Below are 14,694 nucleotides of genomic sequence, written 5' to 3'. Positions count from 1 at the left end.
CGGCAGTCCCTGCCAGCGAAACTAGCGCTTCTGCTTGACGATTTTTTCCTGGTCGACTTCGGCTTCGGAGATAGCGTCATGCTCCTCGTGGCCGGCGCCTACCAGGCGGTTGTCACCCTCGCCGAAGAAGCCCTTTTTGAAGTCCACGATGGCGGTCTTCAGTGCTTCAGCGGTGTCATCGTCCATAACGTTGGTCTGCGCCAGCGTGGTCAGGATGGAGGACTTGTGCTTCAGGTGCTCCAGGAACTCGGTCTCGAACCGGTTGATGTCCTCAACCGGAACCTCGTCGAGGTGACCGTTGGTGCCGGCCCAGATGGAAACAACCTGGTTCTCGACCGGGAACGGCGAGTACTGGCCCTGCTTGAGCAGTTCCATCAGGCGGGCGCCGCGGGTCAGCTGCTGGCGCGATGCGGCGTCGAGGTCCGACGCGAACATGGCGAAAGCCTGCATGTCGCGGTACTGAGCCAGTTCCAGCTTCAAAGTGCCCGAAACCTTCTTCATGGACTTGACCTGTGCAGCACCACCAACGCGGGACACAGAAACACCCACGTCGACGGCCGGACGCTGGTTGGCGTTGAAGAGGTCCGACTGCAGGAAGATCTGGCCATCGGTAATGGAGATCACGTTGGTCGGGATGTAGGCCGAGACGTCGTTTGCCTTGGTTTCGATGAGCGGCAGGCCGGTCATCGAGCCTGCACCGAGCTCGTCGGAGAGCTTGGCACAACGCTCAAGCAGACGGGAGTGCAAGTAGAAGACGTCGCCCGGGTAGGCTTCGCGTCCCGGCGGGCGGCGCAGCAGCAGCGAAACCGCGCGGTAGGCTTCAGCCTGCTTGGAGAGGTCATCGAACACGATGAGAACGTGCTTGCCGCCATACATCCAGTGCTGGCCGATCGCCGAACCGGCGTACGGTGCCAGGTACTTGAAGCCTGCGGGGTCAGACGCCGGGGACGCCACGATGGTGGTGTACTCGAGTGCGCCGTTGTCCTCAAGGGTCTGACGGACCGCCGCAATGGTGGAGGCCTTCTGACCGATGGCGACGTAGATGCAACGGACCTGCTTGTTCACATCGCCGGAAGCCCAGTTGGCCTTCTGGTTGATGATGGTGTCAATGGCGATGGCCGACTTGCCGGTCTGGCGGTCACCGATGATCAGCTGGCGCTGTCCGCGGCCGATCGGGATCATGGCGTCGATAGCCTTGAGTCCGGTCTGCATCGGCTCGTGGACCGACTTACGCTGGGTCACGCCAGGTGCCTGGAGCTCCAGCGCACGGGTGGTCTCGGCCTTGATCTCGCCGAGGTCGTCGATGGGCTGGCCCAGCGGGTCAACCACGCGGCCGAGGAAGGCGTCGCCCACCGGTACGGACAGAACCTGTCCGGTGCGGTGAACTTCCTGGCCTTCTTCGATTCCCGTGAAGTCACCGAGAACGATGACGCCGATTTCGCGGACGTCGAGGTTCTGGGCGAGGCCCAGCGTGCCGTCTTCAAAGCGAAGCAGCTCGTTCGCCATGACCGAGGGAAGGCCCTCAACACGGGCGATGCCGTCACCTGCGGTTGTTACACGGCCGACCTCTACGCGCTCAGCGTTTCCGGGTTCGTAGGACGCCGCGAACTCGTTCAACGCATTACGGACGTCGTCGGCGTTGATGGTCAATTCGGCCATCTGCAGTCCCTGCTCTCCTGTTTTCGTGATCATCGTTGCTCACGATGACCGGGGTTTCGTTTCGTTAAGTTGTGCTTGTCCGGCTAGCCGGCCAGCTGGCGGTGGAGCTCGCCCAGCCGGGTAACTACCGAAGCGTCAAGCACTTCGTCACCCACCTGGACACGGATTCCGCCGATCAGCTCAGGATCAACGGAAATGTTGACCTTGAGCTCGCGACCGTAAAGGGAGTTAAGCCCCGCCTGGAGGCGGGCAAACTGCGTCTCCGTGAGGGGACGCGTGACCCTGACCGTCGCAATCCACCGCTGCTGCCGCTTGGCTGCCAGCTCGGCGAACCGGGCTACCAGATTGGTCGGCTTGATGCCGCGCGGCGCAGATACTGCCTGGGCAATGAGGACTTTTGCTTCCTCGCTTGCGCCAGGCACCAGCCGCTCAGCCAGGCGGACCTTCGCTGCAGCACTGGCCTGCGGCTCCGACAGAGCACGTTGCACCTCGTGGTCGGAGGCAACGGCCTGGTTGAAGGAGAACAGATCGTTCTCCAGTTCTTCCAGCCCAGAGACACCGGAGGCAGAAACGGCCGACTTGTTTTCAGCAACGGCGATGACCACCGTCGCGCCAAGCGTCTCGAGTGCATCGCCGATATCTCGGGCCGATGCCCAGCGTGAACTGGCCAGTCCGCCCGCGATGTCCGCCGCGTCCGCGGAAACTTTTCCGCCAACGAGCTGCTTGATCAGCGCCGACTTCTCTTCACCGGTACGCGACGGGTCCGTCAGGGCACGGCGCAAACCAGCTGAGCTGTCCACCGTGCCCAGGATTCCGAAGAGTTCCTTAGCCAACTGCAGCGAGGCCAATGGAAGCTTGGCTTCCAGCGTGGTCAGAGCCGTGGTCAGCGATTCGCTCGATACACCTGACATTACTTAGCTGCACCTGCGTTCTGGGTCTCCAGATCTGCCAGGAAACGGTCAACAACGCGGGCCGAACGCTCGTCATCGTTGAGCGCTTCGCCAACAATGCGGCCTGCCAGCGTGGTGGCCAGCGAGCCTACCTCGGAACGCAGGGACACAACTGCCGCCTGACGCTCCGATTCGATCTGCACGTGGGCCTGAGCCGTGATGCGGGCCGATTCAGCGGCTGCCTTTTCCTTCAGATCAGCAAGGATCTGGGCGCCTTCTGCGCGGGCTTCCTCGCGGATGCGATTAGCTTCTGCGCGGGCGTCCGTGAGCTGCTGCTTGTACTCCTCGAGGGCGGCCGATGCTTCTGCCTGGGCCTTTTCAGCCTTGGCGATGCCGCCTTCAATTGCTTCGGCGCGCTCTGCAAACGTCTTCTCGAACATCGGGACAACGAACTTGACCACGATGAACATGAGGACAGCAAAGCCGACGAGGACAACGCCCATTTCCCAGACGTTGGGTACCAGTGGGTTAGTCTCGCCCTCTGTGGCGGCTGAGATGATCACCTGGTTCATAATTCACCCGTCCTTTTCTACTCGGTTCTGGATGTTCGCTAGGTTCTGAAGGTTTACTTGAGAACGAAAGCGAAGACCAGGCCAAGGATGGCGAGGGCTTCAGTCAGCGCGAGGCCGAGGAATGCGATCGGCTGCAGGACGCGCTGGGCTTCCGGCTGACGTGCCACACCATTGATGTAGGCAGCGAACACGAGACCAACACCGATACCACCGCCGATAGCGGAGAGGCCGTAGCCGATGAGGTTGAGGGAGCCGTTGATGGAGCCTTCCATTTTTCTTCCTTTCAAGATGCCACCCGTGTGGCAGGTTGTTTGGGTTGCTTCATCCCCGTAAGGGGAAGACTGTGGGTGCCTTAGTGGCTGTCCGCGTGCAGGGCGCCTTCAATGTAGATGGCAGTCAGCAGCGTGAAGACATAAGCCTGGAGGGCCATGATCAGTGCTTCGAGCATGTACATGGCGATGGAGCCTGCGAGGACGAGTACCGAAGCTCCCTTGAGCAGGACGTTCTCCTGCATGATGAGGAACTCGATGCCGGATCCGGCAATCATGACGATGAGGTGGCCTGCCAGCATGGTGGCAAAGAGACGCAGGCTGTGCGTTACGGGCCGTACCAGGAAGTTCGAGATGATTTCGATCGGAATGACGATCGGCAGGATGTAGATGGGGACGCCGGACGGAACCGTGGCGAGTTTGAAGTACTTCAGCCCGTTCTTTTTCACGCCGATGGCGATCCAGGTGAAGTACACGATGCCCGCGAGGACATAGGCACCGCCAACGTGGGAGAAGCTCGGCAGCTGGATTACGGGAATGGCACCGTAAATGTTGTTCACCAGGATGAAGAAAAACAGGCTGAACAACAGCGGGACGTACTTCATGAAGTCTTTGCCGCCGATAATGTCCTTGGCAATGCCATTACGGACAAAGCCGTAAGCCATTTCTCCAGCGAACTGGAGCTTGCCGGGGACAAGCTGCTGCTTCCGCGCAGCGAGCAGGAAGAATGTGGCGATAATGACGACCGACAGGATTACCAGCAGCATCTGCTTGGAGAATCCGTCTGCCGCCCCCCACGGCAGGATCGCCGGCAGGTGCATTTCTTCAATTCCGGGAGGAGCGAACTCTCCTGAATCTTGGGCCGGGAGCGCAAGCGCGATCAACGCGATTCCTCTCTGCAGTGTCCATCATTGGGCGTTGGGCTGGGTGCAGCGGATTCTTGCTCCGCAGTTCCCCATGTGAAATTATTTGGCATTAGTGTTTCCGTCCGCGGACGGGCCGCTGTCTACGCCGCGCTTACCAGAGGTGTTTCTGGAACTGGTAAGGCCGTGCATGTGGGAAAGATAAAATCCTCCGAGAGCTCCAAGCAGAGCGCCTGCGAGCACAATCCAGCGGGTTCCCCACAGATTATCCAGACCCCACCCTATCAAACTCCAGACGATGATTCCGCCAATAATGTAGCTGAAGACGGCCATGCCGGCGTTGTAGCCGCCATCGTTGTTATCGGGTGAGACTCCGGGTGCGGAGGAAGCATTTCCGGACGCGGCGGAGCCGTTGTTCGCCGGTCGTTTCCGATCAGACATCGTTGGGCTCCTTCGGTTCAGGGTCGTTGTAGATTTGCAGGCGCGCTTTGCTGAAACCATAGATTTCGGCGGCCTGCCAGAACACAACAGTGGCTACGGCGCCAATGAGGAACCAGCGGCCGTGCAGCCACGCAGGAGCTCCGATCAGGAACAGGACAACTGCAAAGCCCACTACTTTGACGAAGTAGGTTGCCACAAACATCCCGATGGCACCTGAGGGGTTGTTCCGCCCCATAAAGTGCCCTACCAGCAGGCTGATGGCAAAGAACACCATCACCAGGAGGCCGCCCAATGTACTGGACAGGACACCGACGGGCCCGTTCAGGATGACGGCAGGAATGCCGGCCAGAATGAGTGCCGCCCCGCCGGCACCTGAACTCAGCGCCAGAAGGCGAAGCCACAGGGATTGCGTGGGACCGGAGACGCCGGCGGATCCGTTGCCGGACGCTGGTCCGGGGTCGGCGTTGGAGGTCATGAGATCCCAATCGTCGGCGCCCTGGGGCTGGGTGGAGGGGCAGCTTTGGCTGCCCCTAAATTCTACACGAGATAGAAATGATTCCGAACATGGTCAGCCGGCCGTCTCCTCGGTGTCCCGCCGAAGGTAGGGCCACGCTGTCACCAGCCCCATCACCAGCGTGGCGAAAAGGTCAACCGCCAGCACGGGCTGCCACGGGAACACAGCGAACGCGAGGCCGCCGAAGGACACCACCGCCGTCCAGAGGTACATCAGAATGACGGCGGTCCGGTGCGAGTAGCCAATGTCGAGGAGTTTGTGGTGGAGGTGGCCCCGGTCAGCGGACCAGGGTGAGCGTCCCTTTGCCGTCCGCCGGATGACGGCGAGCCCCAGGTCCAGCAGTGGCAGGAAGAGGACGGCGAACGGAAGCAGGATGGGGATGACCGTGGAGATACCGTTCGCCCGGTCGTAGAGTCCTGACGTGATCTGGCCGGTGGATACGATGCCGGCGGCGGCGAACAGCAGCCCGATGAGCATGGCACCGGAGTCGCCCATGAAGATCTTGGACGGGAACCAGTTGTGCGGCAGGAAGCCGATGCAACTGCCCACAACAACTGCCGTCAGCAGGGTGGCGAGGTCCGAGTAGTCCAGCAGGACAGCGTTACGGTGCACCCAGTAGGCCGTGAAGAAGAAGGCCGTTCCGCCGATGATGGCCGCACCGGCCGCCAGGCCGTCCAGGCCGTCAATGAAGTTGAAGGCGTTCATGGTGGTCACGATCAGCCCGGCGGTCAGCACAATCCTGAGCAGATCGTTCTCGAGGATGATCGGCTCCGGCACCCATGGCACGATGGTCATCCGCACGCCCCAGATGGCCACCACCAGGGCAGCCGCGCTCTGGCCGATGAGTTTCACCCACCAGCGGATGTCCAGCAAATCATCGGCGACGCCCACCAGGACAATCAGCACAGCACCGGCCAGGACGCCCCAGGGCGAGAAATTGTTGCGGTAGATGTCTTTGACGAAGAAAGACTGGCTGGCCACAATGAGGGCAACCAGCACGCCAAGGAAGATGGCCACGCCACCGAGCCGGGACACCGGCGTCGAGTGCATGTCCCGGCTGCGGATAGGCATGTGGAGTTCGAGCCGGTTGCCGACCACGCGCGCCGCCCAGGTGAACCCGTAGGACACGATCGCAGCGATCAGCCCCATCAGGAGGTACATGATCATGCGCTGGCAGCCGTTTCGTGTGTCTCCGACGCGGCCGGGGGTGTTAACGCAGCGCCGGACCGGGGTGTTAAACGCCGGTCCTGGATCAATGGGCTCACTTGCCGGGGATCTGTCGATCGATAAATGAAACTTCTCCGTCGCCGGGCGCGCAGCAGGCAGTACTAAGTGCCTTACAGGGCTGTATTACAGTGGACTCTAGTCAAGATACTAGCGCCAACGGCTCCATGGCTTCGCGCCACACGGCGCATTGCGAGCGGGGAATCCCCTGAAGGCCGCCCTGAAAGGAACCCCCATGACCGTCCGGGTCGCTGTTGCTGCCGTGACTTTCAACCGACATCAGGAGCTCGCTGTCCTGCTGGATTCCATCAACTCCCAGTCGGCGGCCGTGGACACCATCTGCCTCGTCGACAGTGGCTCGGATCCGGCCCGTGAGGTGGCTGAACGGCACGCCAATGTGGACTATGTCCGCTCCGAAGCCAACCTGGGCGGGGCCGGCGGCTTCGCCCTGGCTGCCCTCAAGGCAGTGGCCAGCGGTGCCACCTGGATCTGGATGATGGATGACGACGCCGAGCCGGCAGATCCCGAGTGCCTGGCCACGCTGCTGCGGGAGGCTGAGGCGCGCAACCTTGAAGCCGTGGTCCCCCTCGTGGTGGCCCCCGGCAACCCGGACCGGCTGTCCTTCTTCTTCCGGCTGGACGGGAAGGTCACCCATGACCGTGCCGAGGTGGAAAGAGTAGGTTTCCTGCCCAACGACGGGCACTTCTTTAACGGGGCGCTCATCCGGTCGGACGTCTTTTTCAAGGTTGGCCTGCCCGACATGCGCCTCTTCATCCGTGGCGACGAGGTGGACTTCACCATCAGGCTGCGCAAGGCCGGCATCAGGTTCGGCACCGTGACCACAACGGCCATCACCCACCCTCACGCCGTCTCCGAGACCCAACACGTTTATGGGGCACGCTGGCATGTGATCGTCCCGGATTCGGCCTTCAAGCGTTATTACTACTACCGCAACCGCGGGTACTTGATCCGCCGGTACTTCCGGGTCAAGTCCTTCGTGGCGGACGTGGGTGGCTACGCGGGCTATTTCGCGCAGCGCCGTGACCTGCCCGGCTTCCTGTCCTGGGCCAGGTCCTTCACCGCCGGGCTGCGCGGCAAGGGCTTCGCGCCGCTGGAGGACCAGAATATTTAGGACTGGCCCCGAAGGCGTCGCCGGGTAAGGAGCCACAGGAGCACCCAGGGCTCGCCGAACACGCGGTAGGCCACCCGGCGCGGATGCAGCAGCAGGCGCCAGGCCCACTCCAGGCCAAGCCTTCCCAGCCAGCGCGGCGAGAGCTTCTGCACCCCTGCCAGTTGTTCAATGGCGCCGCCCACCGTGCAGTAGATGGCGGGCGGGAGCGAGTCGAGCCGGCGCTGCAGCACTGTTTCCTGGAGCGGCATGCCCAGCCCGAGCAGGACGAGCTGGGGCTGCTGCGCGGCGAGCCAGTCCACGGCGGCCGTTTCGACGTCGGCATCCCAGTCTTCGCCGGGAAGCCCTGTCACGGTGGCGGCCGGAACAATCCCCTGGAGCCGTTCGACCGCTTTGGTGTTGGCTTCCGCCCCGGCGCCCACGACGGCGATCCGTTCGAGGCCGGCCACGCGGCCCAAGGATGGCAGCCAGTCCGTGGACCCCAGCCTGTACTCCATAAGCGGGCTGACGGCTTTGCCGGTCCGGCCCCAGAGCCACAGCACCGGCGCCCCGTCCAGGAGCACCACGTCACTGTTCTCGTACAGGGAACGGAATCCGGGATCGGAATGGGTCAGCGTGACGCTGTGCAGGTTATGGCCGACGACGGTGCGCCGGGCGCCGTCGTCGACGAACCCTGCGAGCACCTCAATGAGTCCGTCCACGGTCAACGGGGTGGCGTCGACACCCAGGACCGGGATGTGCTGCCGGGCGGGGCTCATCCAGCGTCCCGGGCGCCTTCGGCCGCCGGGGTGTCCGGCGCCGCCTCCGCGTTCGTCGTCGCGGGCGCGGCGGAAGCGTCTTCGGCGGGCACGGGGGCTGCAGGCTGACCGGAGGGAACCTCACCGAGGCCCAGGACGCCCGGAACGTGTTCGCGAAGCTGGTCGAGGGACACGGCGCCGTTGCGCACAACCCGCAGGACCGTGCCGGTGGCGTCCACGATGGTGGACGGTACGGCGTCCGTGCCTTCCACCGGCCGGAAGCCTCCTTCAAGGTAGACCTCAACGGACTCGGCGAGCTGGGCACGCGCTTCGGCTGCGGTCTGCGCCGGCGCCTGGCCGGTCCGGTTGGCGGAGGAAACCGCCAGCGGGCCGGTCAGGGTGAGGAGCTCCAGCGCAATCTCATCGGCGGGCATCCGGAGCGCCACTGTTCCCTGCGTCTCACCAAGGTCCCAGTCCAGCGACGGCTGTGCGTGCAGGATCAGCGTCAGGCCACCGGGCCAGAACGCCTCAGCCAGCTTGCGGGCGTCCGCGGAGATCTCCGTGGCCAGCCCGTCCAGGGCATTGATCCGCGGAATGAGCACGGGCGGCGGCATGGTGCGGCTGCGTCCCTTGGAAACCAGAAGCATGGTGACGGCCTGCGGTGAGAAGGCATCGGCCGCGATCCCGTAGACAGTATCGGTGGGGAAAACCACGCACTTCTTTTCGCTGATGGCACGCTGCGCATGCTCCAGCCCCAGGGCGCGCTGGTCCTCTGACGTGCAGTTGTAGGTTGTGGTCACTGGCCTATTCTTTCATCAGTCGTGGCGCGGTCCGGCAAGCACGGCGCTGGTGGCGCGTTCCCTGCCGTTGAGGTCCAGGTGCGTGGTGATCTCGGTCCAGGCACCGGCGCGCTCCATCATGCGGACAATCCACGCAGCCTGGACTTCGGCGTGTTCCATCACGAAGTAGCCCCCGGGAACCAGCAGCCGGGCAGCGGAGGCTGCCGCCGCCGTCGGAAGTTCCATGCCGTCCGCTCCCCCGCCGTACAGGGCTTCCGGCGGATCATGCAGGGCGACTTCGGGTTCATTGGGGATGGCTTCGGCCGGGATGTAGGGCGGGTTGGAAACGACGACGTCGAATGTTCCGTTGAGCTCCGGCAGCGCGTCCCGCAGGTCCCCCAGGGTGAGTGTGACGCCCAGGGGCGCCAGGTTCCTTGCTGCCCACGCGTGGGCGAAGGGGCTGTATTCCACGGCGTGGACTTCAGCGGCGGGAACCTCGTGGGCGATGGAACCGGCGATGGCCCCGGATCCAGTGCCCAGGTCCACGATCCGGGGGTGCGCCATGCCTGTGACCCGGTCTATGACCAGTTGGACCACGGACTCCGTTTCGGGGCGCGGGATAAACACTCCGGGCCCGACGGCGAGTTCGAGGTACCGGAAGTGCGCCACTCCGGTGATGTGCTGCAGCGGGGTGCGCCGGGCCCGCTCGGCGACCAGCTCGGCGTAGCCCTCAGGCGCCGGCGAATCACCGAGCATCATGGCCCGGAGCCGCCCCAGCCCAACACCAAGCAGATGATCCGCGAGCAGTTCAGCGTCCACCCGGGGGCTCGGGACACCGGCGTCCCGGAGGATCGCGGTGGCCTCGCCGATGGCAGCCGCCAGTGACTGTTCCGCGCCGGTTGTCATATCCGTGCAGTTCCCGGCAGCCGACTAATCGCCGATGGCGTCCAGGCGGGCCTGTTCGTCCATCTCGATGGCGGACTGGATGACCGGTTCGAGGTCGCCGTTCATGACCTGGTCCAGGTTGTACGCCTTGTAGCCGGTGCGGTGGTCCGCGATGCGGTTTTCCGGGTAGTTGTAGGTGCGGATGCGCTCCGAACGGTCCATGGTGCGGATCTGGGACTTCCGCTGGGCCGAGTTCTCGGCGTCGATGATCTCCTGCTGGTGTGCCAGGATGCGGGCGCGGAGCACGCGCATGCCGGCCTCGCGGTTCTGCAGCTGGGATTTCTCGTTCTGCATCGCCACCACGATGCCCGTGGGCAGGTGCGTGATGCGGACAGCGGAGTCCGTGGTGTTCACGGACTGGCCACCGGGGCCGGAGGAACGGTACACGTCGATCTTGAGGTCGTTCTGGTTGATGTCCAGCTCTTCGGGCTCATCAACTTCCGGCAGGACCAGGACGCCTGCAGCGGACGTGTGGATCCGGCCCTGCGATTCGGTGACGGGCACGCGCTGCACGCGGTGGACGCCGCCTTCGAACTTGAGCCGCGCGTAGACGCCTTCCGCGGGGTCGTTTGAGTTCCCCTTGACGGCCATCTGGACATCCTTGTAACCGCCCAGGTCCGACTCGGTGGCGGAAATGAGTTCCGTCTTCCAGCCGCGGGATTCGGCGTACCGGGTGTACATCCGCAGGAGATCGCCAGCGAAGAGGGCCGCTTCGTCGCCACCTTCGCCGCCCTTGACCTCAAGGATCACGTTGCGGGCATCGTCAGGGTCGCGTGGAATCAAGAGCCTGCGCAGCTTGGCCGACGCTGTCTCCAGCGCCGCCTCCAACTCGGGAACCTCGGCAGCAAATTCGGGGTCCTCGGCAGCCATCTCTTTGGCCGCAGCGAGGTCATCGCGGATGCCTTCCCACTTGTGGTACGCCTCCACAATGCCGTTCAGCTGAGCTGAGCGCCGCCCCAGCTTCCGTGCCAAGCGCTGGTCAGCATAAACAGCAGGATCCCCCAGCTGCGCCTGGATAGCATCATGCTCATCTAGCAGGCCCTGTACGGACTCAAACATTTCACAACCTCTTTCGACTCTTACAAGTCTAGTTTCCCGGGACTTAACGACGAACCGCCCAAAGTGTGCCGACCAGGGGGTCGGCACACTTTGAGCGGTGAGCGCAGCTACTTGTCGTTATCCGACTTCGCACCAAGCGTCGTCTTCTGGACCTGCATCAGGAACTCAACGTTGCTCTGGGTCTCCCGGATCTTGTTGGTCAGCAGCTCAAGGCTCTGCTGCGTTTCGAGTCCGGAAAGGACGCGGCGCAGCTTCCACATGATCTTGACTTCCTCGGGCGAAAGCAGGTTCTCCTCGCGGCGGGTGCCGGACGCGTTGACGTCCACTGCCGGGAAGATGCGCTTGTCTGCCAGCTGGCGGGACAGGCGGAGTTCCATGTTGCCGGTGCCCTTGAACTCTTCGAAGATGACCTCGTCCATCTTGGAACCGGTCTCCACAAGGGCCGTTGCCAGGATGGTCAGTGAGCCGCCGTTTTCAATGTTGCGGGCTGCGCCGAAGAAGCGCTTGGGCGGGTACAGGGCTGCTGAGTCGACGCCACCGGACAGGATACGGCCCGAGGCCGGTGCTGCCAGGTTGTAGGCGCGGCCCAGGCGGGTCATCGAATCCAGGAGGACCACAACGTCCATGCCCATTTCCACCAGGCGCTTGGCGCGCTCGATGGACAGTTCGGCCACGGTGGTGTGGTCGTCGGCGGGACGGTCGAAGGTGGAGGCAATGACCTCGCCCTTGACGGTGCGCTGCATGTCCGTGACTTCTTCAGGACGTTCGTCAACGAGCACCATCATGAGGTGGACCTCAGGATTGTTGGTGGTGATGGCGTTGGCGATGGACTGCAGGATGAGTGTCTTGCCGGCCTTCGGCGGGGAGACGATCAGGCCGCGCTGGCCCTTGCCGATCGGGGCAACCAGGTCAATGACGCGGGGCCCGATCTTCTTGGGGTCGGTCTCGAGGCGCAGTCGCTCGGACGGGTACAGCGGGACCAGCTTGGCGAATTCAACGCGGTCCTTCAGTTCCTCCGGGGTCTTGCCGTTGACGGAGGTGACGCGGACCAGGGCGTTGAACTTCTGGCGGGCGGACTGCTGGCTGCGGTCTTCGCCTTCGCGCGGTGCCCGGATGGCGCCAACGACGGCGTCGCCCTTGCGCAGGTTGTACTTCTTGACCTGTGCCAGGGAGACGTAGACGTCATTCGGGCCCGGCAGGTAGCCCGAGGTACGGATGAACGCGTAGTTCTCCAGGACGTCCAGGATGCCGGCGACCGGCAGCAGGACATCGTCATCAGTGACCTCGACGTCGTCGACGTCCGGGCCCTGGGCACGGCCGCGACGGCGGTCGTTGCGGTCGCGGAAGCGGTCGTTGCGGGTGTTGTCCCGGTTGTCCTGGCCGCCGGAGCGGTCATTGCGGTCGTTGCGGTCCCGGCGGTTGCGACGATTGCGGCGGCTGCCGTTATCTGAATCGTCGTTGTCGCGTGAATTGTCGCGGTTGTCATCGCGCCGGGTACCCTCGCGCTGGCCGGCCTCGCGGCTGCCTGCGTTGTCGCGGCCGCCATCGGCGTTGTCGCGTGTGGTGGTCTCACGGGCTGCAGTGTCGCGGGCGTTGGCGTCGCGTCCACCGCGGGTGCGGCCGCTGTCCCGACGCTCGGTGCGCTGGCCATCGCCGGATTCAACACCCTGAGCCTCGGTGCGCGGGGTCTCCGAGCGCTGGGTTTCGGTGCGCTGGGCATCCGAGCGCTGGGCTTCGGTGCGCTCGGCCTGGCGCGGTTCGGCGGCAGGCTGTTCGGCCGGCGCTTCCGTGACGTCTGCGGCCTGCGGAGCCGTTGCCTGCGCGGCTGCTTCGCCGCGGCGGCGGTTGCGGGTACGCGGCTGGCGGCGTTCGGCTCCACCTTCGGCGGTTTCGGTCTCGGCAGGTGCGGCTGCCGGCGCTTCAGCGGGGGCGGAGGCCGGCGCTTCGGCGGGTGCAGCGGCGACAACACCGTCGCTGACTGCGCGCCGGCTGCGGCCACGGCCACGGGCCCTGGTTCCTTCGGCGGCCGGAGCCTCCGGGGTTTCGGTGCCGGCAGCCACCGGCGCAGCGGCGGCTACGTGGTTTTCAGAGGCTTTCTCGGCTACCTTGGCCGGCGCCTTGGTGGCTGGTGTGCCTGCGCGGTGGGCGGAAATGGCCGTAACCAGGTCCCCCTTGCGCATCCGTGACCCACCGGAAATCCCCAACTGGCTGGCAAGTGCCTGCAGTTGGGCGAGCTTCAGGCCGGCGAGGCCGCTGCTCTTGGTGGGTGCGGCCGTTGACGATCCGGCTGCAGAAGTTGATGTGTCCACAGCTGAAGACAGCTCAGTGGTTTCGGTCACGAAGGATCCTTCCCCCTCGACGGCGTCCAGACTGGGAGCTGGACGCGATGATTTGATCTGGGCTGCAGTTCAGATCTGCAGCCGGGATTTTCGGCCTTGCCGGTTGGATTTCGGCCAGCAGGGCCGGATACTGATTCACCTCACGCACCGATTAATGACGGGGCGCTGGACTGACGCTTCAGGGGCAGACACTTCTTGCTGCAGATTCCTGCGACAGACCAAGCAGGCGACACCGGAAAATATTGCGCAGTAGACGACCAGATGCAACTGAAATGCAGTTGCGGATCAGATAGGCGGAATTACCGCCGGTGTAAATCCACCTTAGCACCTTCGACGTCCACTGCGAGCTTCAGCACGCGCCAGCCGATGCCCGGCGTGTTCTCAGACGTGAAGGATCCGATCAGTGCGAGGATTTCCGCGGCCTCAGCTTCGCCGTTGGCCAGGACCAGGACCGTGGGCCCGGCGCCGGAAACAACTGCTGCGTGGCCTGCACCGCGCAGTACCCGGATAAGCGCAGCGCTGGGGCGCATGGCCTCCGCCCGGTAGCTCTGGTGGAGGTAGTCCTCAGTACCGGCGAGCAGGAATTCCGGCTTCTGCGTCAGCGCATGGATCAGCAGGGCCGCCCGGCCGGAGTTCATGGCTGCGGCATGGTGGCCCACCGAGGCCGGCAGCAGCGCCCGGGCCGCTTCGGTGGACAGTTCAAAGTCCGGAACGGCCACAATGGGGATGACCGAATCCACCACGGTTGCGCAGGTGCTCCTGTACTGGTCACTGTCCTGCCATGACAGCGCGAGTCCGCCGAAAATCGCTGGCGCGACGTTGTCCGGATGGCCTTCCATTTCGCTGGTAAGCTGCAGGATCCAGTCGCGTCCGCGCTGCCCGGGCGCCGGCACCATGGCGTTGGCGGCGGACACTGCCGCCACCACTGCGGAGGCGGAAGAGCCCAGGCCGCGCCCGTGCGGATTGACGTTGGTTGCCGTGATCCGGAGGCCGCCGTGCCGGTAGCCGAGCCGGGAAAAGGCGGCTTCCATGGCCCGGACCACAAGGTGGCTGGCATCGCGGGGCAAGGTGTCCGCACCCTCGCCGCTGAGCTCGAACAGGAGCTCGTCGGTCTCCAGGCTTTCCACCGTCAGGGTGTCGTGCAGTGCCAGGGCCAGGCCCAGGCTGTCATAGCCCGGACCGAGGTTGGCGCTGGTGGCGGGGACCCTCACGGTGACCCGCTGCCCTGCCTCAATGAGGGGCAGGGCAACGGTAGTGGGCGCGGTGGTTTCCAA

The 14,694-nt window shown here is 64.2% G+C and carries 15 protein-coding genes; 1 reads left to right on the top strand and 14 read right to left on the bottom strand.

Annotation, left to right across the window (positions count from 1 at the left end):
• Positions 1-21: 21 nt before the first annotated feature.
• From atpA to PY310_RS10730, 8 genes are all read right to left on the bottom strand, one after another.
• Complete coding sequence (gene atpA, locus PY310_RS10765; protein ID WP_275214463.1) at positions 22-1,659, bottom strand: F0F1 ATP synthase subunit alpha; 1,638 nt, start codon at positions 1,657-1,659, stop codon at positions 22-24.
• Between the two features lie 83 nt (positions 1,660-1,742).
• Entirely contained in the window at positions 1,743-2,570 is an 828-nt protein-coding gene (locus PY310_RS10760) for a F0F1 ATP synthase subunit delta (protein WP_275214376.1), read from the bottom strand.
• Positions 2,570-3,121: a F0F1 ATP synthase subunit B gene (locus PY310_RS10755; RefSeq protein WP_275214375.1), complete on the bottom strand. Its 552-nt coding sequence runs from the start codon at positions 3,119-3,121 to the stop codon at positions 2,570-2,572. The genes PY310_RS10760 and PY310_RS10755 overlap by 1 nt, the downstream gene beginning before the upstream one ends.
• Positions 3,122-3,174: 53 nt before the next feature.
• Entirely contained in the window at positions 3,175-3,393 is a 219-nt protein-coding gene (atpE, locus tag PY310_RS10750; protein ID WP_003804776.1) for an ATP synthase F0 subunit C, read from the bottom strand.
• Positions 3,394-3,473: 80 nt separating this feature from the next.
• Positions 3,474-4,274, bottom strand: coding sequence for a F0F1 ATP synthase subunit A (gene atpB, locus PY310_RS10745; RefSeq protein WP_275214374.1), 801 nt, complete (start codon positions 4,272-4,274; stop codon positions 3,474-3,476).
• 81 nt (positions 4,275-4,355) lie between these two features.
• A complete protein-coding gene (locus PY310_RS10740) occupies positions 4,356-4,694 on the bottom strand; it encodes a hypothetical protein (protein WP_275214373.1) in 339 nt (112 codons plus the stop codon).
• Positions 4,687-5,169, bottom strand: a complete 483-nt coding sequence (locus PY310_RS10735) for a Cg1360 family ATP-synthase-associated protein (protein WP_275214372.1) — start codon at positions 5,167-5,169, stop codon at positions 4,687-4,689. Before PY310_RS10735 ends, PY310_RS10740 begins: the two co-directional genes overlap by 8 nt.
• Before the next feature lie 93 nt (positions 5,170-5,262).
• Positions 5,263-6,375, bottom strand: coding sequence for an MraY family glycosyltransferase (locus tag PY310_RS10730; protein ID WP_275214371.1), 1,113 nt, complete (start codon positions 6,373-6,375; stop codon positions 5,263-5,265).
• Positions 6,376-6,667: 292 nt separating this feature from the next.
• Between PY310_RS10730 and PY310_RS10725 the strand changes: the two genes are divergently transcribed.
• The gene (locus PY310_RS10725; RefSeq protein ID WP_275214370.1) at positions 6,668-7,564 is read left to right on the top strand and encodes a glycosyltransferase; all 897 of its coding nucleotides are present in this window, start codon (positions 6,668-6,670) and stop codon (positions 7,562-7,564) included.
• On the opposite strand, the gene PY310_RS10720 is transcribed toward PY310_RS10725, so the two are convergent.
• The 6 genes from PY310_RS10720 to thrB form a co-directional block, all read right to left on the bottom strand.
• Entirely contained in the window at positions 7,561-8,319 is a 759-nt protein-coding gene (locus tag PY310_RS10720) for a WecB/TagA/CpsF family glycosyltransferase (protein WP_275214369.1), read from the bottom strand. The genes PY310_RS10725 and PY310_RS10720 overlap by 4 nt on opposite strands.
• Complete coding sequence (locus tag PY310_RS10715; RefSeq protein WP_275214368.1) at positions 8,316-9,098, bottom strand: L-threonylcarbamoyladenylate synthase; 783 nt, start codon at positions 9,096-9,098, stop codon at positions 8,316-8,318. Before PY310_RS10715 ends, PY310_RS10720 begins: the two co-directional genes overlap by 4 nt.
• A gap of 15 nt (positions 9,099-9,113) precedes the next feature.
• Positions 9,114-9,983 (bottom strand): peptide chain release factor N(5)-glutamine methyltransferase, encoded by an 870-nt coding sequence (gene prmC / locus PY310_RS10710; protein WP_275214367.1) that lies wholly within the window; start codon positions 9,981-9,983, stop codon positions 9,114-9,116.
• A 24-nt stretch (positions 9,984-10,007) separates the two neighbouring features.
• Positions 10,008-11,081, bottom strand: coding sequence for a peptide chain release factor 1 (gene prfA / locus PY310_RS10705; RefSeq protein ID WP_275214366.1), 1,074 nt, complete (start codon positions 11,079-11,081; stop codon positions 10,008-10,010).
• 107 nt (positions 11,082-11,188) lie between these two features.
• Positions 11,189-13,420, bottom strand: coding sequence for a transcription termination factor Rho (gene rho, locus PY310_RS10700; RefSeq protein ID WP_275214365.1), 2,232 nt, complete (start codon positions 13,418-13,420; stop codon positions 11,189-11,191).
• Positions 13,421-13,719: 299 nt separating this feature from the next.
• On the bottom strand, positions 13,720-14,694 hold the full coding sequence (gene thrB / locus PY310_RS10695) for a homoserine kinase (RefSeq protein WP_275214364.1): 975 nt from the start codon (positions 14,692-14,694) through the stop codon (positions 13,720-13,722).

It is taken from the genome of Pseudarthrobacter naphthalenicus (assembly GCF_029076445.1).
Classification (GTDB): domain Bacteria; phylum Actinomycetota; class Actinomycetes; order Actinomycetales; family Micrococcaceae; genus Arthrobacter; species Arthrobacter naphthalenicus.
The sequence above is the reverse complement of the archived record's forward strand: the minus strand, read 5'-3'. Positions and strand labels throughout refer to the sequence as shown.